This is a genomic window from Anabaena sp. TISTR 8404, from assembly GCF_056847745.1.
Genome location: NZ_CP180578.1, coordinates 2,153,773 through 2,173,274 on the forward strand (window position 1 = coordinate 2,153,773; position 19,502 = coordinate 2,173,274).

Annotated in this window: 20 protein-coding genes and 1 tRNA gene; 13 read left to right on the plus strand and 8 right to left on the minus strand. The window is 40.7% G+C overall.

What is annotated here, in order from left to right:
• Positions 1–127 precede the first annotated feature (127 nt).
• A complete protein-coding gene (locus tag ACMX3D_RS09420; protein WP_482751162.1) occupies positions 128–2,521 on the minus strand; it encodes a tetratricopeptide repeat protein in 2,394 nt (797 codons plus the stop codon).
• A 133-nt stretch (positions 2,522–2,654) separates the two neighbouring features.
• Between ACMX3D_RS09420 and ACMX3D_RS09425 the strand changes: the two genes are divergently transcribed.
• Complete coding sequence (locus tag ACMX3D_RS09425; protein ID WP_482751163.1) at positions 2,655–2,915, plus strand: hypothetical protein; 261 nt, start codon at positions 2,655–2,657, stop codon at positions 2,913–2,915.
• Positions 2,916–3,078: 163 nt separating this feature from the next.
• Here ACMX3D_RS09425 and fcmC read toward each other — a convergent pair whose 3' ends face one another.
• From fcmC to ACMX3D_RS09445, 4 genes are all read right to left on the minus strand, one after another.
• Positions 3,079–3,597: a filament morphology membrane protein FcmC gene (fcmC, locus tag ACMX3D_RS09430; RefSeq protein ID WP_482751164.1), complete on the minus strand. Its 519-nt coding sequence runs from the start codon at positions 3,595–3,597 to the stop codon at positions 3,079–3,081.
• Positions 3,598–3,602: 5 nt separating this feature from the next.
• The gene (fcmB, locus tag ACMX3D_RS09435; protein WP_482751165.1) at positions 3,603–4,751 is read right to left on the minus strand and encodes a filament morphology actin-like protein FcmB; all 1,149 of its coding nucleotides are present in this window, start codon (positions 4,749–4,751) and stop codon (positions 3,603–3,605) included.
• 226 nt (positions 4,752–4,977) lie between these two features.
• Positions 4,978–5,601 (minus strand): DedA family protein, encoded by a 624-nt coding sequence (locus ACMX3D_RS09440; protein WP_482751166.1) that lies wholly within the window; start codon positions 5,599–5,601, stop codon positions 4,978–4,980.
• A gap of 314 nt (positions 5,602–5,915) precedes the next feature.
• A complete protein-coding gene (locus ACMX3D_RS09445; protein WP_482751167.1) occupies positions 5,916–6,995 on the minus strand; it encodes a Gfo/Idh/MocA family oxidoreductase in 1,080 nt (359 codons plus the stop codon).
• A 495-nt stretch (positions 6,996–7,490) separates the two neighbouring features.
• Here ACMX3D_RS09445 and queC point away from each other — a divergent pair, with 495 nt between their 5' ends.
• Positions 7,491–8,165: a 7-cyano-7-deazaguanine synthase QueC gene (gene queC / locus ACMX3D_RS09450; RefSeq protein WP_482752310.1), complete on the plus strand. Its 675-nt coding sequence runs from the start codon at positions 7,491–7,493 to the stop codon at positions 8,163–8,165.
• 58 nt (positions 8,166–8,223) lie between these two features.
• Here the strand turns inward: queC and ACMX3D_RS09455 are convergent, their stop codons facing one another.
• Positions 8,224–9,573 carry a hemolysin family protein gene (locus ACMX3D_RS09455; RefSeq protein ID WP_482751168.1) on the minus strand — a complete coding sequence of 450 codons (1,350 nt, stop codon included), beginning with the start codon at positions 9,571–9,573 and terminating at the stop codon, positions 8,224–8,226.
• A gap of 100 nt (positions 9,574–9,673) precedes the next feature.
• The gene (locus ACMX3D_RS09460) at positions 9,674–10,372 is read right to left on the minus strand and encodes a hypothetical protein (protein ID WP_482751169.1); all 699 of its coding nucleotides are present in this window, start codon (positions 10,370–10,372) and stop codon (positions 9,674–9,676) included.
• 190 nt (positions 10,373–10,562) lie between these two features.
• Here ACMX3D_RS09460 and ACMX3D_RS09465 point away from each other — a divergent pair.
• Positions 10,563–10,635, plus strand: a tRNA-Ile gene (locus ACMX3D_RS09465).
• Positions 10,636–10,718: 83 nt separating this feature from the next.
• On the opposite strand, the gene ACMX3D_RS09470 is transcribed toward ACMX3D_RS09465, so the two are convergent.
• Positions 10,719–11,153, minus strand: coding sequence for a hypothetical protein (locus ACMX3D_RS09470; RefSeq protein ID WP_482751170.1), 435 nt, complete (start codon positions 11,151–11,153; stop codon positions 10,719–10,721).
• Between the two features lie 101 nt (positions 11,154–11,254).
• Here ACMX3D_RS09470 and pyrE point away from each other — a divergent pair, with 101 nt between their 5' ends.
• The 10 genes from pyrE (at position 11,255) to ACMX3D_RS09520 (ending at position 19,127) form a co-directional block, all read left to right on the plus strand.
• Positions 11,255–11,875, plus strand: a complete 621-nt coding sequence (gene pyrE, locus ACMX3D_RS09475; RefSeq protein WP_482751171.1) for an orotate phosphoribosyltransferase — start codon at positions 11,255–11,257, stop codon at positions 11,873–11,875.
• Positions 11,876–13,118: 1,243 nt separating this feature from the next.
• Positions 13,119–13,325 (plus strand): hypothetical protein, encoded by a 207-nt coding sequence (locus ACMX3D_RS09480; RefSeq protein WP_482751172.1) that lies wholly within the window; start codon positions 13,119–13,121, stop codon positions 13,323–13,325.
• A gap of 274 nt (positions 13,326–13,599) precedes the next feature.
• On the plus strand, positions 13,600–13,806 hold the full coding sequence (locus tag ACMX3D_RS09485) for a hypothetical protein (RefSeq protein WP_482751173.1): 207 nt from the start codon (positions 13,600–13,602) through the stop codon (positions 13,804–13,806).
• A gap of 274 nt (positions 13,807–14,080) precedes the next feature.
• Positions 14,081–14,287, plus strand: a complete 207-nt coding sequence (locus ACMX3D_RS09490) for a hypothetical protein (RefSeq protein ID WP_482751173.1) — start codon at positions 14,081–14,083, stop codon at positions 14,285–14,287.
• A 289-nt stretch (positions 14,288–14,576) separates the two neighbouring features.
• Positions 14,577–14,792 carry a hypothetical protein gene (locus ACMX3D_RS09495; RefSeq protein ID WP_482751174.1) on the plus strand — a complete coding sequence of 72 codons (216 nt, stop codon included), beginning with the start codon at positions 14,577–14,579 and terminating at the stop codon, positions 14,790–14,792.
• Positions 14,793–15,251: 459 nt separating this feature from the next.
• Complete coding sequence (locus ACMX3D_RS09500) at positions 15,252–15,464, plus strand: hypothetical protein (RefSeq protein WP_482751175.1); 213 nt, start codon at positions 15,252–15,254, stop codon at positions 15,462–15,464.
• 121 nt (positions 15,465–15,585) lie between these two features.
• On the plus strand, positions 15,586–15,849 hold the full coding sequence (locus ACMX3D_RS09505; protein WP_482751176.1) for a hypothetical protein: 264 nt from the start codon (positions 15,586–15,588) through the stop codon (positions 15,847–15,849).
• 166 nt (positions 15,850–16,015) lie between these two features.
• On the plus strand, positions 16,016–17,203 hold the full coding sequence (locus ACMX3D_RS09510) for an ABC exporter membrane fusion protein (protein ID WP_482751177.1): 1,188 nt from the start codon (positions 16,016–16,018) through the stop codon (positions 17,201–17,203).
• 36 nt (positions 17,204–17,239) lie between these two features.
• Positions 17,240–18,412, plus strand: a complete 1,173-nt coding sequence (gene devC, locus ACMX3D_RS09515; protein WP_482751178.1) for an ABC transporter permease DevC — start codon at positions 17,240–17,242, stop codon at positions 18,410–18,412.
• Positions 18,413–18,443: 31 nt separating this feature from the next.
• Positions 18,444–19,127 (plus strand): DevA family ABC transporter ATP-binding protein, encoded by a 684-nt coding sequence (locus ACMX3D_RS09520; RefSeq protein ID WP_482751179.1) that lies wholly within the window; start codon positions 18,444–18,446, stop codon positions 19,125–19,127.
• The last annotated feature ends 375 nt before the right edge of the window (positions 19,128–19,502 follow it).

Sequence of the window (19,502 nt, forward strand, 5' to 3'; positions counted from 1 at the left end):
CTTCGAGTTCAGAACATGAAACTTCAAGTTCAGAACACGAAACTTTGAGTTCGGAACATGGAACTTTGAGTTCAGAACACGAAACTTGGAGATAAAAGCTTGATTGATGATGTTGGGAACTTGAATTTTACTGTTGTGAGTTGAGGCGATCGCGTAAATCTGCTAAATTGTCACGCACAGTCACAGTATTAGGATGATTTTCCCCTAACTGTTGCTCAAAAATATCTAAAGCCTCGATGTAAAATTGTTCAGCTTCGCTGTATCTGCCTTGGGATACGTAGAGTAAAGCAAGGTTGTTGAGACTAATGGCAACATCAGGATGTTCTTCCCCTAGCAGCTGGCGGTAGAGTGACAAAGCCTGAAAGTACAAGGGTTCGGCTTCGCTGTATTTACCTTGAGAACGGTAGAGTAAAGCGAGATTACTGAGGCTAGTAGCAACAGAGGGATGTTCTTCTCCCAGCAGCTTGCGCTTGAGTGACAAAGCTTGAATATACAAAGGTTCGGCTTCACTGTATCTTCCTTGGGAACGGTAGAGTGCTGCGAGGTTGTTGAGGTTAGTGGCGATATGAGGATGTTCTTCACCCAGCAGTTTGCGGTAAAGTGCTAAAGCTTGAATGTATAGTGGTTCTGCCTCACCGTATCTGTCTTGGAATTTATAGAGTGATGCTAGGTTGCTGAGACTAATGGCAACATCAGGATGCTCTTCCCCTAGCAACTTACGGTAGAGAGCCAAAGCTTGAATGTACAAGGGTTCTGCCTCAATGTATCTGCCTTGAGAGCGATAGAGTGCTGCAAGGTTGTTAAGGCTAAGTGCGATATCGGGATGTTCTTCACCCAGGATTTTGCGTGTGAGTGCCAAAGCTTGGATGTACAAGGGTTCGGCCTCACTGTATTTGCCTTGGGAGTAGTAGAGTACTGCAAGGTTGTTGAGGCTTTGTGCGAGCTTGGGATCTTCTTCAGCGAAGTATTTTTTAGTGATTATTAAACACTTCTCAAGCCAAGGTGCTGCTTTGTCATACAATCCTTGACCATGATAAAATCGAGCGTTGCCAACAAATGGCCAAAGTAAATCTTCAACGCTGACACACTGAATGAGATTGTTCGCGACTTCAGCTATATGAGGTATTGCTGGGGCAACAGCCTTAATTTGCTGAATTGTCGGAGTTTGAGGAGTATTTTTAGCAACCCATACCATTACCCTGCAAAAACTTCGCTTAAATTCCTCTTTCTGCTCTAAACCTTCAAGCTTATCTTTGAAAAACTCCCGTAGCAGAGGATGTAGTTGATAAATTCCCTCACCCTTATCCTGGAGTAAATGTAACTGTAACAACTCACGTCTGGCTTTTTTCCAATCTTGAGCCTCATCATTTATTGTTATACCCTCCACTAACTCCCAAGGAATCGGAGCTAGAGCAAATAAACTCAGAAGACAGCCTAAACGTTGAGCATTTTCTCGCAAACGTCGCCAACTCAACTCAAACGCAGCAGCAACACCCAACTTCGCAGTCATTTCTGCTTGAGCTTCATCTAAAGCCTCATTCTTCAAACGCTCATTTTCCAAATCTTGCAGCATTTCTGCTAGGGATAACTCCTCATCACCTAACAAATAACGCCCGACCAATTCCAAACCCAAGGGCAAATATCCCAACCACTTACAAAGTTTTCTCGCAACTAACGGCTCACGTCGCAGTCGTTCCCTACCAATTATGAATTTTAATAACTGCATCGCCGCTAGTGGTGTCAGCACATCTAAATCTAAGCGCACTATCGGCGGTTGTAATTTTTCCCGTGTGGTAATTAACTGCTTAAACCGCTTAGGAACAGACTCTAAATAACGCCTAACTTCTTCTCGATAATTAGTGACGTTATCAATTACCAGTAAAACCTCACCTTCAGGCCATTTTGTAAAACAGAATTGCACTCTCGCAGCTAAATCTAAATCTTCTGGGATGTTTAATTGCAGCTTATTACGAGCAAACTGTACCAGTTGCACTCCCACATCTTGCACTGCGGATAACCAACAAATCCCGCCTTGATAAGTGACGCGGTGGGAATTGGCATATTGCAGTGCTAGTTCTGTTTTTCCAACTCCACCCATCCCCGCAATAGCTGCAATGGCTACCTGTTGGTTTTCCTGCAACAACTGATGCAGGTTTTGTAATTCCGTTTCTCGTCCGACAAACTTCACCACGCCACTGAAGGGAATATTATGATGAATTTCTTTTGTTATTTGAGTACGGGGAATACCGTTACCGTTATATTTTGCTGTTAGGTAAGCCTTTAATTTTTCTAGTTTCCCGCGTTTAGAGGTGGCTAACTCAGGACAACTCTGGGCAAACTTTTTATACACTTGAGCCATGCGCTTTGTGAACGCGTCCTCACCAATATTAATGTCGTCGGCAAGCTTCGCTTCACCCTTACCGGAGTTTTTAACCTGCAACCTGGCTAAAAAGGCTTCTGTTTGCTCTGGGGATAACTCACGATCAGCAGCTTCTTGTCTTAAAAACTCATCCCATTGCATAGACAGCCTGAAAAATTTTGCTTGATTCTACTTATCTTATACCTTGCTTCTACTTCATCTCTATTTCTCAGGCATCTCAGGCTTTCACAGCAGAAATACTATGAAAACAGTAAATTTCACTTAGGTTCGCGCCATGAATACTTCCCTAACAACTTCTACTAACCCCCAACCTTCTACCCAAACCTCACAGTTAATTCCCGTATCTTCCTCAACAATTGAAAATCCCTCTGCTTGGATACGTGACGGCCACAGTCCCACGGAAATCATTCTTGCAGCAGCATTTTTAACTTCCTTGTTGATGGGAGGAACTGCGACTTTGATTATGGCAATAACTGGATTAGTCAAAACTTTAGTACTAGCGATAATAAACCAAACTCAGCAAGAAAGAAAATAATTTATAGTTCAAGTCCACTCAAAATTTAGATCCCCGACTTCTTCAAGAAGTCGGGGATCTGAAGACTTTCACAAATCTAATCATGATAAAAATTAATAATCCTTAATAGCCTGCACTACTAAGGATTGCCAAAAAATATAATACTCACAATCCAAACCGTCTCTTAAAAATCATCAAGAAACTGACTGAGACGACTAATAACCGGGTCAACATCTTCAGGAGGTGGAGCAGGGTGGGTAGTGTTAACCATTTCCATTGCTGGGACTGTTGACACTACCGGCGTTGGTGCTGGTGAAGTTGGAGGCTGATGGTGAATAATCGGCGGTCGTTCTGTCACCAAAATTGCTAGATGCGCCATTTGTTGCGTCAGTTGCACAATATGGCGTTCCATCGCCTCCAAACGATTCGATTCTTTAGCGAAAAAACGTTCCTCTAGGTCGGCCACTTGACGTTGCAGTTCATCGATTTTCTGTTCAACCGAGTCAGCGGCTATTGTTTTTGAACCAGGCTTGACAGATTCCGGTACACATAAAAACTGCCATAGGGCTTCTTTGCAGAGGTCACTGAAGGTCTTTTCTGGTTGAGGCTCTAAATGGCTTTCTACCAGCGCCAACAAGCTTTCGTCTGCAACTTCTGGGTTGAACGTGACCGATTTAACTACTTTTTTTGACCATTGGAACATTGGTTTTACGACCTAGCAGCACGAACGGCGGATAATTGCGCCTCTCCATAAATATACTGCCCCAAGGCGTTAGCTTGGCGAGATGGTGCAGCTAAATGGGCGTTGATTTTGGCATCCTTCAACAGACGTTGCACATCTTCCCAGAAGAATTCGCCGCCGCCGCCAGTGATGATCACATCAGTCACACGCTCAGGTAGCCACGCGAGGACACGACTGCAAATGTCACGAGAAAACATCTCAATCAAGTTGGGGAGAAAATCATCAAGGTTCGCAGGCTTGCTAGAGCCTTTGGGACGATAGAAGCGTTCGCCTTTGGGTTTGTTGACAGCAGAAATGAGTGCCAGAGATTGGCTATCTGCGCCTTCAATTTCCTTAGCTACCATTTCGTAGAACTTGCTCATCCCGAAGTCTTCACTCTTAGAAGCACCTCGTGCAAAGCGGAAGTTATCTACCATCAACAAATCGATGGTTTGATGGCCAATATCGACAATAGCCGCTGACACTTTGGTAAAGTCGGGGCTGCCAGGGCCTTTTTTAGGTTGAGCTTCACACCACAGAAGGCTACCGTAACCTTCTGGCATTACCCAAACTTTATTGATGTTTAGGGAGACGGTTTCGCCTCTAAAGTTCATGATGTGAGGGCCAGTTAGCTGACTGATAATTTGAGCCTTTTCTTTCTCAAATTGCTCTAGAGAGAGGAAGGGTAGACCCAACACTACAGAAATTTCGTCTTTCAGCTTGAAATAGCCTGCACAGGCCAAAACTTTAGCAAGTGCGTCTTCTACCTTAGATTTACCAACTCCGAGATTTGCGCCAAAATCTGCTGCGAGTTGACCGACTGCATAGCCACTGCCTTGATATTCCATCCACAAATCCATTAAAGGATCTGTCGCACGGGCTTCAAAAATACCTCCCCGTACTTCTTCCATTGACATTTGTTTGACATTGGCAGGGATGAAAACCACATTACCGGGTTCGCGGCTGACAGAAGTCTTGGTAGAAGTTCTGCCTAAGTCCACACTCAGAATGGATTTACCGGAACCGCCATTAGTCTTAGCGGGAGTAGCAGTATTAATTGGGGTAGATGCTGAAACCCTGTTGAGAGGGATAGCAGCAGCATTCATTGGGGTAGCGGCGGAAGGTTGGTCTGTCATGAAAGCTCCTAGTCCTTTCTTAACTGTCTAAATTTAACTTGCTCATTTTACATACAAACATGCGAGATACCAAAAATTCTAGGTTTCGTCAAGTGTAGCTACGAATACGCAATCCTGCTGAGTTTAGGCGATCGCTTTTATCAGCATTATTTGGCTTAGTGTAGGCGAATTTTTACCAGATGTAACCCCCTTACTTTAAATCAACTTTAAATTAGGGTTGTGTATTTTAACGTCTCGTCTTTTTTCGCCTACGCTTGAGTACCCAGACCACAAATGCCAAAACCAAACTCCCAAGCACAATTTTGGATACTGGAGCAAGGTACTTGTCCACAAGTTCATACTGGCTACCCAACACATACCCTGAGTATGTTAGCAAACCTACCCAGGCAGCACTACCCAAGGTTGTATAAAATAAAAATGGTAGCAAATGCATGTTGCTAATGCCGGCAGGCACAGAAATCAAAGTGCGGACTCCAGGTACAAGACGACCAATTAACACTGCTTTGCTACCTTGAGAATCAAACCAGTGCTTTGCTTTGGTGATATCTTTGCTGGATACCGTTACCCACTTGCCGTACCGATCAGCCCACCTTTTTAAGCGCTGTTCGCCCAAAAACTTACCAGGATAGTACCATACAAGTGCGCCAGCTACAGAACCTACAAGTCCGGCAAAAAAGACACCAAAGATATTGAGTTGTGATCCTCCCGGCAACTTTGGACTGGCGGTAAATCCCGCCAGTGGCATAATCAACTCTGAAGGAATCGGCGGAAACAGGTTTTCTAAGAACATTAACAGCGCAATTCCTACGTATCCCAAGGACTTGATAGTACTAGTAATCCATTCGGTCATTGAGTCTATTCCTAAAATTGCAACACAAGTTTCGTTGCTTAATTTAGCTTTAATCTTCTTAAAACTTTACTGATAATCCGTACTTGCAGAGTACACAATAATTAAAATTGTGCGGCGATCGCAATCTGAAGCAGATGGGGAGCAGAGGAGCAGGCAGCAGGGGAGAATAATTATCTGTAATTCCTTCGGTTGTAGCTTTTAACTTTTCCCGTCTGTCTCTTGGCTTTTCTCAAAATCCTACAAACAACAGCCAAATTTTAGGGGCGCAATTATTACGCCCCTAATCGTTTCATATATTCAATTGAGCAGTACTGTTAGATTGTTGAAGTTAATGATTGGACTCTGGATTCAGATTGCCAATCTAACGGGTTAAATACTCTGTCTTCCAAAGCCATTTGCTCAATTAAACTTGCTAATCTTAGGGCTTTGAGCGCTTGTTCACCACCAACGGAAGGTTGATTGCCTCCGTGGACGCAATTGACAAAATGCTCTAACTCTGCACTAAGAGGTTGAATATTAGTGGTATAGACTTTTTCAATCAAACCATCTTGTCTGTAAAGTAACTGGCGATTGTCAGTTAAATTGGTGGTTGTTTGCCGATGAATCAGAATTTCATTTTTCAGAAAATCTGCTTCTGTGAAAGATTTTTTGCAATGGGCAACAATGCGGCGAATTTTGCGGTGAGTGACTTTGCTGGCTGTGAGAGTAGCAACTATGCCATTGGCAAATCCCAAGGTAGCTGTTACGTAATCTAAATAACCAGAATCTAAAGCACGAGTACCGCTTGCTGTGAGTTTCACCACTGGGGAAGCGGCTAACTCTAACATTAAGTCAATGTCGTGGATCATTAAATCCAGCACTACGGAAACATCATTTGCCCGATCTGAGTAGGGACTCATCCGGTGAGCTTCCAGCGCCAGCAATTCTTCAGTTTTCAGGACTTTGCTCAGTTCCTGAAATGCGGGATTGAAGCGCTCAATGTGTCCTACTTGCAAAATGCACTGAGATTCAGCCGCTGCGTTGACTAGGGATTCTGCTTCCGAAATACTAGCAGCAATCGGTTTTTCAATTAAAACGTGAATTCCAGCTAATAAGCAATTAATGCCTACAGCATAATGCAAGCGGGTAGGTACGGCGATGCACACTGCTTCCACATGTGGTAGCAAGTCACAGTAATCTTCAAAAAAACGCACCTTGTATTTGCTGGCAGTTTCTAAGCCTCGTTCAACATTGATATCTGCCACACCGACTAGTTCAACATCTTTCATTGAACTCAATACGCGGGCATGATGTTGTCCCATGTTACCCACCCCGACTACGCCTACACGAATCGGTCGTGGATGATTGCGCTGTGTGTATGAATTTGATTCTGCCACTGACATGCTATTTTGCACTATTGTTCTCTCCTCAACCACCAAATTTAGAGACGCTGCGGCCGTTGGCATTTATACTGAACAGCCAGTTATGATCCGTCTAAAACCATCCAGATGGTAACATAGAGGCTCTGTTTATGAAGAATTTCAAAGTTTGCGATAGTTCCCGCATTCTGGCTGTCATTTTTATGTTCAGTTTTAAATCAATCAGTTTTTTGCTCTTTACACAATAGCTAATGTGTTTTTTTATTAACTTTAAACACAAACTAAATTTTAAGTAAAAATTTCTAGATGCCAGTCAGGCAATTGAATACCAGGAAATTCACAAACTTAAAACGTTGTAAAACAATAATTTTTTGGTCAGTAAAATTACAAAAATAGCGACAATCACACTGAGGTATTGGTACAGTTTATAAACTGGTACAGTATGAAAGAAAAATACAGGAGTAAGGCTGACTTGTACTTTTTTAATATGATGATTTAGCAATTGGAAAACTAAAAAATTTGGCAGCCGAGATGAAAGCCGTAATTTTGTTGTCTGGGGGATTAGATTCTTCTACTGTACTGTACCAAGCCAAAGCTGATGGTTGTGAGTGTTACGCAATTTCTTTTGATTATCAACAGCGACATCGTCGAGAATTGAACTCAGCTATGCTCGTGGCGCAAACTGCTGGGGTGGTAGAACATCAGGTAGTCAGTTTTGATTTACGACAATGGGGTGGTTCCGCACTGACAGACGACAAAATCGATGTACCCCAAGAGCGTTCTTTGGATGAGATGTCGCAAAATATTCCTGTAACCTATGTACCTGCACGGAATACAATATTTTTAAGCTTTGCTTTGGGCTATGCAGAAGCGATCGCAGCCGAACGAGTTTACATTGGTGTGAATGCCTTAGATTACTCCGGCTATCCTGATTGTCGTCCTGACTACATCCAGGCAATGCAGGAAGTTTTTCGCCTCGGAACCAAACAAGGACGCGAGGGCAAGCCAACTGCGATCGTTGCTCCCTTAATTAATCTGAAAAAAACCGAAATTATCCAGCTTGGTAACGCTTTAGGCGTTCCTTGGGAGTTAACTTGGTCTTGCTATGGCGGTGGTGATGCAGCGTGTGGTGTTTGTGATGCCTGTCGCTTGAGGCTGGCAGCTTTTGATGAATTAGGATTAAAAGACCCGATTCCTTATGCTTAGAGAGTGGGTAGTAACGCAGAGCATTTCCCCCTTGCCCCCTGCTCCCTGCCCCGTTTCCTTATTCTCTCGGTAAGCGTTGTACCTGGATTTGATGCAGTCTTGGCCCAAAAATTGAGACTATGGTGAATTGAAGATTCTCGTATAAAAGTATTTCACCTTTTGTTGGCATTTTCTGCAATTGATAAAGTAGAAACCCTCCTAGGGTTTGATATTCTCTGGTTAAAGGCAAGTTGAGATTTAAAACTTCGTTGAGGTCTTCGAGGTTAATCTGTGCTTGTACCAAAAATGTGTCTTGATCCACAATTTCAATTAACAAGTCTTCGCTGCTTTCTGGTTCTCCTGTATTGCCAATAATTTCGCCAATCACATCTTGGATGGTCACTAGCCCTACAGTCCCGCCGAATTCATCTACGACGATGACCATTGCTGGTTTTTCTTGTTGCATCATCGGCAATAATTCACTCAAGGGTGTGTTTTCTGGTACAAATCGGGCGGGACGCATCCAAGGTTGGAGATGGGATGTAAAAGTTAGTTTCTCCATCGCCAAGGGTTGGGCTAAATCCCGAAAGTAAACTATGCCGCGAATGTCATCTAAAGATTCGCCAATGATGGGATAGCGGGAGTGAGCAGTAGCAGTCATTTCTTGGAGTAAATTCTGGAAGGTAGCATCTTTGGGTAAGGCAACAATCCCAGTCCGAGGAATCATCACATCTTGGGCGGTAACATCGCCAAACTCAAACACATTATTCAAGAGTTGACGTTCAGAATGTTCTAAACCCGTAGATTCTCGTTCTGTGGCAATGATCATCTGCAATTCTTCTGAGGTAACTGGTGGTCTCCAGCTTTGCCCGGTGTATTCAATGCCAAAAACTCGTAACAAACAACGAGTTGATTGGTTCAGAATCCAGATGAAGGGACTGAAAAAACGAACGATCGCTTTAACTGAGGGGCCTAAAAATCGCGCTAGTTGTTCCGAATACAGCAACGCTAATGATTTCGGGCATAATTCCCCTAACACGATTTGCAGATAGGCTACCAAAAAAAAGGCTATGGGAATTGACAGCGAATGGGCGAGGAAGTTCGTTGTTGTTTCTGGTAAAGGCCAGGATTTTAGCCACGCGCTCACCAGCACCACAATTGTATTTTCACCAATCCATCCCAGCGCCAAACTAGAAAGGGTAATGCCTAACTGTGTTGTTGATAGCAGCCGATCTATACTGCGTTGCAGTGTTTCAACTGCGATCGCTTGTACGTCACCAGCCTTGACTAACTGATGAATCCGCGATCGCCGCACTGTCACCATCGAAAATTCTGCCGTCACAAAAAAGGCATTGATGGCAATCAGCAGTAGTACTGATAATAATCGCAGCCCTACATCTGCCCAAGTTAAACCAGGAAAACCAATCACTGCCAAAGCTCGTGTAAATTCACTTAAAAGTAAAAAGTTAAAAGTTAAAAGGCAAAAGATTATTTTTACTTTTACCTTTTACCTTTTTACTTTCCAGCCCCTACCTTGCTACAGGAATATCAGATACATCTAACTTGAGTTTTTGTGCAGGATAATCTGTCAGTGACAGCGATACCTTATTCACATCATCCAGTAAAGCTGTAGGAATAATCACTGTACCAGCAAATGTCGGGCCATTTGCTGGTAATTCTGCTGGTAAACCTTCTGTACTGGCGCTCAAGGTTCTGCCTTTGTCGTCGGTAACATCTAAGAAACTATACAAAAAGCGTACAGAATCTTTACCTTTGTTCTGCATTTTCACTTTCAGTAGCAAATCGCCTCCAGAGTAACGAGCCGATTGCACCGCAAAAGTTACACCTTCGCTTTCAGCACTGATGGGAAATCCAGGTTGGAGTTTTTCTTCAACTTCCGGCGGCTTTTCTGGCGGCTTTTGTTTTTTGTTATTAGTTTCTTCTTCGTCTTCTTCTAGTTTTTCTGATTTAGCGGCTTTGGCCTTACCCTCGATGCGAGACTTAACAATTTTTAATATTTCTTCTTCTTTTAATAACGTTACTCCAGCCTGTTGGGAGTTACTTGTCTTAGCGCTGGCGAATTTGGTTGTAGGGCGACCATCTGGGGTTGACACTCCTTTGAGAGCCAAGCTTCCCAAGTTAAACCCTAAAAACGCGCTTACAGACCCTGCGCCCAACATCAGGATTAACAGAATGAACGTCAGTATTACAGTCGTATTTATTTTCATCGCTGACAAGCTGTTGCTGAAGAATGCTGGTCTATATTAAGAGCATTGAAGTTATGTACCTCAATCCTTAAAGGAACTTAATCAATCATAGTGTGCATCATTTCATAATTAGATTATGTAGTATAAAAATCTGATAAACTGTTATACAAGGGTAGACAAGTAGTCAACTTGAGATAAAATTAAAATTCGACCAGGGTTGGCCGAGCGGTTGAGGCAGCGAACTCATAATTCGCCCAAGGCAGGTTCAACTCCTGCACCCTGGATTTTTCAAAGTCAATGGTCAATAGTCAATGGTGGGTGATTGGTAAATACTGTGGACTTTTGACTATTGACTATTGATCAAATACTACCTTGGTGAAGCAGTTTCAAAGCGGAATTCTGTACCGACTCTTAGCTTGTTAGCATTTAAGCGAGGAGATGCAAGTAAGGAAGTATCATAAGGATTGGGTAAATCTGGTGTACGAAGATAAGGGTCATTACCAACTTGCTGAGTCATAACATCTCGATAGAGTGTGTTCATTAACTCAGCATCGCGGGCAATTTCATTTTCTGGGAAAGAATTGCGAAAACCGGAACCATTGCCGAGAAAGTTTTGTATTTGACGCTTGGGAGTGTTATTTTCATAAAAGTTGCGATCGTGACTAAAATAAGCTCGCTCAAATGCATCATTAGCTGTTTCATAATTGGGGTTTTCTGTTTCAGCAGATGCCACAGAGGGAAATATCAAACCCGTAGCTAAAAGCACCAAAAGACCACCAAAGGGTTTAAACTTTATACCCATCTTCCTTAACTCCTCAATTTTGCGCAAATCTTAACTTATGCTTAATTTCAGAACTCTGATGAGTTCAACCTTTGGTGTAGCACAACTGATAATCATTTGTAATGACGTATTCTACTGAACCCCTTACCCAGGCTGATATTTGGGCAGCCACTGCTGACTTAGACACTTTGCGCCACAAGCTACTAGACTTGTTTTGCCAACTCGCCTATCAAGAAGGTGATTTTGTACTTGCTTCAGGGCTACGTAGTACTTATTACATTAATAAAACACAGGTAACTCTCCACCCCCAAGGTGCTTTAGCCGTTGGACGCTTATTATTTCCCTTACTACCTGCGGACACTCAAGCTGTGGCAGGTTTAACATTAGGAGCAGATCCAATTGTGACAGCAGTCAGTGTGGTTTCTGTTTATGAAAACCGACCCATACCAGCACTAATTATTCGCAAAGAAGCCAAAGGTTACGGAACGAAAGCTTATATTGAAGGGCCAACTTTGCCAGAAGGTGCAAAAATTGTAGTTTTGGAAGATGTGGTTACTACTGGTCAGTCTGCCTTAAAAGCGGTGAACCGACTTAAAGATGCAGGTTACACCGTCGAACAAGTAATTGGACTGGTAGACCGCAAGCAAGGAGGTGCAGAACTTTACCAGTCGGTTGGTTTAAACTTTGAAGCGTTGTTTGAAATTGAAGAGGTTCAAAAACGGTATCGGGAATTGGGGAGTTAAGCAGTCTTTAGAATCAAGGGCAATAAGTTAACCACAAAATTCAAACGAATTTGGGGTGTAAAGGTGTAGGGGTATAGGGGTGTATGTATCCAAAACTCTTACACCCCTAACCCCAGTCTCCATAGACAAACTTTGTGCGTAAGTCCTGCTAAAGTTGGGTTAATCTGAAGTGGATTTATAGAAGTTAGTTCGATAGTTTTTTAATAAAAAACCCCAGCGAATTCACTGAGGCTTGAGCAAGCAAGTATTAGGAGTAAATCACGGCAGAAATCGATATCAAATAATCTTAGCTGTGAATTTATTGATGTCTGTTTCTTCCGTTCTTATCTTCTTTAACGAATAGTCAATCCAAAATATTCCTAAACTAGCAACAAAAATTTGGTTAAAGCCAACCTTACTCTATTAGAGGTTGTCTGAAAAGTATTATTAATCTTGAAAACCTAACCCCCGACCCCTTCTCTACAAGGGAAGGGGAGTAAGACTCAAAGCCTCTCTCCTCGTAGGAGAGAGGTTTGGAGAGAGGTCAAAAATGTACTGCGCCCAACCGAGAACTGCGATATTATAATTTTCGACTTTTCAGACACCCTCTTAGCTCGACAATTTCTCAATAAAAAACCCCAGCGAATTTACTGAGGCTTGAGCAAGCAAGTATTAGGAGTAAATCACGGCAGAAATCGATATCAGATAATCTTAGCTGTGGATTTATTGATGTCTGTTTCTTCCGTTCTTATCTTCTTTAACGAATAGGCAATACAAAATATTCCTATATCCTGCAAAATTAATTTCACAACTAACTAAAGTCTTCTATAGCATCTTAAGTCCGTTGAATTCTGCGCCAAAGGGGAGCGATTTTTTTTCCTAAAAGCTTACCATTTTCAGTACTTCCTCTCTGAGTGCTGAGGAGCCAGCCGCGTGGTGAGGCAGCGCGGCTGGCTCCTCAGCACTCAGCACTTTCAACTCAGCACTCTTCATCTGGCGAGGCTTTGAGAGTTAAGTCGCGGCAAATGACAAACTCGCTGCCCTCATTTTGGAATATTTTGCATTGAGCATTCGTTAAAGGAAATAGGAACAGTTCACTACTAAGTTCACCAATAGACAAGCAAATTTGATTATCAGCAAACAATTTACTTGGATATTGACCTTAATGTGAACTGTGACTGGAAATGAAGTGCGTACTTTTGGCTCTGAAAAAGTGCCACTTCAATGTTAACCCTGATGCTGTTAATGAAGGAACACAAAATTTATGTTGCAAATCATCGACCTCGAAAATAACGCACTGTTCACCCAAGTTTCTTCTGAAGAATCTGCTACTGTTAATGGCGGTGGGCCAATATCTGGTGCTTTCGGAAGTCTGATTGCACTAGGCACTAACACTTTTTTTAACCCTTTGGTAGGCCCGCAAGTACAAGGCGCGCTAACATTGCTCACACTTAGCCCCTTCATCATCTAAATTTGCTCCCATAAGTTGAAGTCAATAACGCGCTCACCGCTTAGAAGTGAGTGAAGTGGGCGCGTTATTCAACCTCTTGTAACCTTAGACATTTGCCTCCTTAACTATTCACTTCCCCTCTGCAAAAAATTAAGTTTTCTGACAATTTTTCCCAGGCAGGGGAGTGAATAATTACTTATTTTTTATGACTGGAAATCAAGTGTGTACTTTTGGCTCTGAAAAAGTGCCACTTCAATGTTAACCCTGATGCTGTTAATGAAGGAACACAAAATTTATGTTGCAAATCATCGACCTCGAAAATAACGCACTGTTCACCCAAGTTTCTTCTGAAGAATCTGCTACTGTTAATGGCGGTGGGCTAATATCTGGTGCTTTCGGAAGTCTGATTGCACTAGGCACTAACACTTTTTTTAACCCTTTGGTAGGTCGGCAGGTACAAGGCGTGCTAACATTGCTCACACTTAACCCCTTCATCATCTAAACTTGCTCCCATAAGTTGAAGTCAATAACGCGCTCACCGCTTAGAAGTGAGTGAAGTGGGCGCGTTATTCAACCTCTTGTAACCTTAGACATTTGCCTCCTTAACTATTCACTTCCCCTCTGCAAAAAATTAAGTTTTCTGACAATTTTTCCCAGGCAGGGGAGTGAATAATTACTTATTTTTTATGACTGGAAATCAAGTGTGTACTTTTGGCTCTGAAAAAGTGCCACTTCAATGTTAACCCTGATGCTGTTAATGAAGGAACACAAAATTTATGTTGCAAATCATCGACCTCGAAAATAACGCACTGTTCACCCAAGTTTCTTCTGAAGAATCTGCTACTGTTAATGGCGGTGGGCTAATATCTGGTGCTTTCGGAAGTCTGATTGCACTAGGCACTAACACTTTTTTTAACCCTTTGGTAGGTCGGCAGGTACAAGGCGTGCTAACATTGCTCACACTTAACCCCTTCATCATCTAAACTTGCTCCCATAAGTTGAAGTCAATAACGCGCTCACCGCTTAGAAGTGAGTGAAGTGGGCGCGTTATTCAACCTCTTGTAACCTTAGACATTTGCCTCCTTAACTATTCACTTCCCCTCTGCAAAAAATTAAGTTTTCTGACAATTTTTCCCAGGCAGGGGAGTGAATAATTACCTACTTCTTACTTAACTATTGACCTTGATGTGGACGGCTGGAAATAATGTGCATACTTTTTTGTTCTGAAAAAGTACACTTTAATCTTGACCATGATGGTTTTAATTGCACAATATGCTGCAAATTATCGATCTCCAAAATAAAGAACTGTTTAGCGAAATTTCTCATGAAGAATCTGCTACAGTTAATGGTAGTGGCCCCGTATCTTATGCCTTCGGAAGCTTCATTGCACTAAGTGCTGGCATATTTAATAATCCTCAAAATCTAACTCTCTCAAGAATTGTACAAACCGCATTATTTGCCCTTGCAATTAACCCCTGGATTCCTTAAGCATTTCCATAAGTTGAAGTAAATAATGCTCTCCATGTTTCAAGAAATTAGAGCATAATCCGATACTCACAGATTAAAACTGAGTTAAGTAAACATGTTATTCAACTTCTTACAATCATAGACATTTGCCTCCTTCCTCTTACCCTCAACAATTAAGTTTTTCGACAACTTTTTAGAGGATGTTTGGAAAGTTGTGAAAGATACTAAAAACCCCTCTCCAAACCTCTCCCCCTGCAAGGAGAGAGGCTTTGAAATACCCATTACCTCGTAGGGAAGGGGCAGCTCATGGAGTTAGGTTTTCAAGATTTTGATGTTAACAATAATACTTTCCAAACAACCTTTTAGAAGAAAGGTAGTGAATAATTCCTTACTTTTTACGACTGAAAATGATGTGTGTACCTTTTCACTCTGAAAAAGTGCTACTTCACTCTTAACCTGATGCTCCATTAATTACACAATATGCTGCAAATTATTGATCTCGAAAATAACGAACTTTTTATCGAAATCTCTCATCAAGAATCTGCAACTGTTAGTGGTGGTTTAGCCGCATCCTATATTTTCGGTGCAGCCGCAGCAACCGCTGGGATTTTTGGTGCGTTAATTGCCTTTGGAGTTCACTCTCTTATGTCAGAAGTTCGTAACTCAATTAACCAAAACATTCCGCCGTTTTAATCTCTATATTTTAATGACAAATTTCAGTTGTTAGTAATTAAAAGTTTAAAGTTAGATTAATTCAAAATTTCAGAATATTGCTGCGACTATTCTTTCCTGAAGATGCTGTTAATTACACAATATGCTGCAAATTATTGATCTCGAAAATAATGACCTGTTCACCCAAGTATCTTCCGAAGAATCTGCGGCTGTATTAGGAGGTATTACTGGTGTTAATTTGGCTAACATTCAGGATGGTATAGGTAACACTTCAAATAGCTTTAGATTCTTTTCTCTAGATGGCAACAAACTTTTTACAGTTGACCTTTCAAGATTAACTGTTAATTTGGTCTTTATCTTGCCTTCAGGCTTATCAAAGATAATAAATTGGACTAACGGGATTTAAAGATTATTAGGGTGAGACTTTGTTGCTAATTAAACTTTAGGTGAAGCACAAGTTTTAGGAAACAAAGCGAGATTTGAAGTCGGTTTTACTCCTAAATTTTGCTGTACCTATTGAAGCGAATTAAATACACAACCTGTACGCACGCACTAACTGGGAAGAAATAATTATGGTATACAAACAAAGACAGCCATTAACAAGGCCTGTAAGTTGGTATCTGCTTACGTTAGCAGTTGCTATGGCTGTGGTTCCTGGTACAGTTTCTCTCTACAGTTTTTCACGATTTCAGTTAACTTCTAAATCAGACTCACCTACTCCCAGCAGTTCTCCTAGGATGACTGCTGTTACTGCTTTAGGACGTTTAGAACCTGAAGGAGAAGTTATTCGTCTATCTGCTCCTAATTCTCAAGGGGGTGTTCAAGTAGCGAAACTTCTTGTCAAAGAAGGAAGTTGGGTGCGTCAGGGACAAATAGTTGCTGTTCTTGATAGTTATTATCCCCGTCTAAAAGCCTTAGAAAAAGCACAAAAACAAGTTTTAGCAGCTCAAGCTAGTCTGAATCAAGTAAAAGCGGGAGCCAAAGCTGGAGATATATCTGCTCAAAAAGCAACGATTGCTCGTCTAGAAGCTGATTTATCGGGAGCGATGTCTGCACAACAAGCAACAATGGCTCGTTTAGAAGCTGAATTACGTAATGCTGAAAGCGAAAATCAGCGTTATCAGCAGCTATACAAAGTAGGTGCAATTTCCGCTTCTGAGTCAGAAGCTAGGCGTTTGCAAGTCGAAATTCTGCAACAGCAGTGTAAAGAAGCTAAAGCTTCTCACAATCGAACTGTAGAAACTATTCAACAGCAGTTGATGGAGGCCAAAGCCAAGTTTGCAAGTATTACAGAAGTTCGTGCTACTGACGTAGAAGCAGCACAAGCTAATGTCGAGAGTGCAGAAGCATCTGTTAAACAAGCTCAAGCAGAGTTAGATTTAAGTTCTGTGCGATCGCCCATAACTGGCAAAATTTTGAAAATCAATACTCGTCCTGGAGAAATTATTGGGACTACAGGAATAGCTGACTTGGGTCGTACACAACAGATGTATGCAGTAGCAGAAATTTATGAAACTGACATTAAAAAAGTACGTTTAGGTCAGTCAGTCATTATTACTAGCGATGCTTTACCAAAGCAATTATGGGGAACAGTCACAGATATTGGTCTACAAGTCGAGCAACAAAATATGTTCAATAATTTGCAAGCCGATATAGACAACAAAGTAATCAAAGTAAAAATTCGGATCAGCAATATGAAAGATAACAAACAAATTACAGCCCTTACTAACTTACAGGTGCAGGTTCGTATTTCCATCTAAACTTTCAGAAAAAGCATATCACTTTAGGTTTCTAAAATGATTCTCAATATCTCTCTAGCTTGGCTACAATTAGCCCGACAAAAAGCTCGCTTTTTTGTCGCTTTGACAGGAATTGCTTTTATTACGGTACTATTGTTTGTCCAATTAGGTTTTCAAAATGCTCTATATACTAGTGCTACGCAATTGCATAACAATCTCAAAGGCGATTTATTTATAATCAGCAATCAATATCAATCATTGACATTCAATCAAAGCTTTCCACGCTCGTATTTATATCAGGTATTAGGGTGCGATGATATAGAATCAGTTAGCCCATTATATATGCAGTTTGCTAAGCTGAAAAATTCAATTAATAAGTTAAAATTTCCCATATATGTACTTGGCTTTGAGCCAGACAGGCCAATTTTAAACTTACCCAGTATTCAGGAAAACAGTAATTTACTACAATTACCTAACACAGTTTTATTTGACAGCAAATCTCGGTCACAATTTGGGCCAATACCTCAGGAATTTGTACAAGGAAACCCTGTAGTACTTGAAATATTTAACTATACTTCATCAATTGGCTACAAGGTAAAAGTTGGTGGATTATTTAGCCTTGGCCCATCCTTTGCAGTTGATGGAAATTTAATTGTTAATGCGTCTACCTTTTTCCAAATATTCCAAGGTCGTTCACCACAAAATGTAGATATAGGCTTAATAAACCTCAAAGCTGATGCTAATCTGCAAAAAGTATTGGCTACTTTAAAAGCCACATTACCTAAAGATGTAATAGTGATTACTCGCCAAGAATTCATTAATTTAGAAAAAAACTATTGGACACTCAGAGCGCCTGTTGGTTTTGTGTTTCAATTGATGGTGACTATGGTATTTATTGTTGGTGTAGTAATTGTCTATCAAATTCTTTACAGTAATATCGCTAGTCATTTAGCTGAATATGCAACTCTCAAAGCAATGGGTTTTAAAAATAAATATTTATTAATTGTAGTTTTTGAACAAGCTTTAATATTAGCTTTTTTTGGATATATACCTGGTTTTACTCTATCTTTAGGTTTATACGATTTAGCACAAAGTTCTACTAACTTACCAATCAGCATGAGCATAGATAAAGCAGCTATAGTATTATTATTTATCATTTTAATGTGCTTGGCATCTGGTTTTATATCTACAATTAAATTGCGTAATGTAGACCCAGTAGATTTTTTTTAGTCTCATTTAATTAACTTAGTTATTTTGTAATATGGTTATGACAGACTCTCTTATTAAGGTAAGTAATCTCAATCACTACTTTGGTGAGAAAACATTAAAAAGTCAAATTTTATTTGACATCAATCTTAGTATTAAATTTGGAGAAATTGTAACTTTGACTGGCCCTTCGGGTTCAGGAAAAACAACCCTGCTGACTTTAATTGGGGGGTTACGTTCTGTTCAACAGGGGAGCTTGAAATTTCTAAATCAAGAGCTTTATGGAGCTAGTAATGATCAATTAGTCCAAGTACGTCGTTATATTGGTTATATTTTTCAATCTCATAACTTACTGAATTTCTTAACAGCTAGGCAAAATGTTCAAATGTCACTTGAATTAGACAAAGACATTCCTAAATGGGAAGCTCGTAAAAAAGCAGAAGCCATACTTCATGCTGTTAAATTAGGAAATCGAGTTAATTACTACCCATCTGAACTCTCTGGTGGCCAAAAGCAACGAGTAGCAATTGCTCGTGCTTTAGTAAGCCATCCTAAATTAGTTCTGGCTGATGAACCTACCGCAGCATTAGATAGTAAATCAGGTCGAGATATTGTTAACCTGATGCAACGATTAGCTAAGGAACAAAATTGTGCCATTTTAATGGTTACTCATGACAGCAGAATTTTAGATATATCTGAGCGAATAATTCATATAGAAGATGGCCGACTAGTTAAATAAGTTTCCTAAGAATATCAAAATAATTATCCGATTTTGCCGGATAATTCATGTCCCCAAATTTTTAATACTTACCATTTTACAAAAGAATAATTCACATATAATTCGCTTAAATTATCAAGAGTGAATTAAACATTTTTAATAAAATCTAAACTATTTATAAGGAACTAAAAAATGGCTAAAATCGTAATTTCCTACATTAATATGAATGATTTAAAGTTATTTATGTATAACTTAAATCCATCTAAATGTCAGACTATATGGGGAGGTTATATGTATTTTAATTTATTTAATAGTACTGGTGGTATCAATAATATTGATAATGCCTATTACTTGGGTTCTTATGGTATCAATTTTCATGATAATAGGTTTTACACA

Bases quoted from the DNA above. Each gene is read 5' to 3' on its own strand.
- ACMX3D_RS09485 (WP_482751173.1), top strand. From the start codon at position 13,600: ATGTTGCAAATCATCGACCTCGAAAATAACGCACTGTTCACCCAAGTT.
- ACMX3D_RS09425 (WP_482751163.1), top strand. From the start codon at position 2,655: ATGAATACTTCCCTAACAACTTCTACTAACCCCCAACCTTCTACCCAA.
- ACMX3D_RS09460 (WP_482751169.1), bottom strand. From the start codon at position 10,372: ATGAAAATAAATACGACTGTAATACTGACGTTCATTCTGTTAATCCTG.
- devC (WP_482751178.1), top strand. From the start codon at position 17,240: ATGATTCTCAATATCTCTCTAGCTTGGCTACAATTAGCCCGACAAAAA.
- queC (WP_482752310.1), top strand. From the start codon at position 7,491: ATGAAAGCCGTAATTTTGTTGTCTGGGGGATTAGATTCTTCTACTGTA.
- ACMX3D_RS09480 (WP_482751172.1), top strand. From the start codon at position 13,119: ATGTTGCAAATCATCGACCTCGAAAATAACGCACTGTTCACCCAAGTT.
- fcmC (WP_482751164.1), bottom strand. From the start codon at position 3,597: ATGTTCCAATGGTCAAAAAAAGTAGTTAAATCGGTCACGTTCAACCCA.
- ACMX3D_RS09510 (WP_482751177.1), top strand. From the start codon at position 16,016: ATGGTATACAAACAAAGACAGCCATTAACAAGGCCTGTAAGTTGGTAT.
- fcmB (WP_482751165.1), bottom strand. From the start codon at position 4,751: ATGACAGACCAACCTTCCGCCGCTACCCCAATGAATGCTGCTGCTATC.
- ACMX3D_RS09505 (WP_482751176.1), top strand. From the start codon at position 15,586: ATGCTGCAAATTATTGATCTCGAAAATAATGACCTGTTCACCCAAGTA.
- ACMX3D_RS09520 (WP_482751179.1), top strand. From the start codon at position 18,444: ATGGTTATGACAGACTCTCTTATTAAGGTAAGTAATCTCAATCACTAC.
- ACMX3D_RS09420 (WP_482751162.1), bottom strand. From the start codon at position 2,521: ATGCAATGGGATGAGTTTTTAAGACAAGAAGCTGCTGATCGTGAGTTA.
- ACMX3D_RS09440 (WP_482751166.1), bottom strand. From the start codon at position 5,601: ATGACCGAATGGATTACTAGTACTATCAAGTCCTTGGGATACGTAGGA.
- ACMX3D_RS09490 (WP_482751173.1), top strand. From the start codon at position 14,081: ATGTTGCAAATCATCGACCTCGAAAATAACGCACTGTTCACCCAAGTT.
- ACMX3D_RS09500 (WP_482751175.1), top strand. From the start codon at position 15,252: ATGCTGCAAATTATTGATCTCGAAAATAACGAACTTTTTATCGAAATC.
- ACMX3D_RS09495 (WP_482751174.1), top strand. From the start codon at position 14,577: ATGCTGCAAATTATCGATCTCCAAAATAAAGAACTGTTTAGCGAAATT.
- ACMX3D_RS09470 (WP_482751170.1), bottom strand. From the start codon at position 11,153: ATGGGTATAAAGTTTAAACCCTTTGGTGGTCTTTTGGTGCTTTTAGCT.
- pyrE (WP_482751171.1), top strand. From the start codon at position 11,255: ATGACGTATTCTACTGAACCCCTTACCCAGGCTGATATTTGGGCAGCC.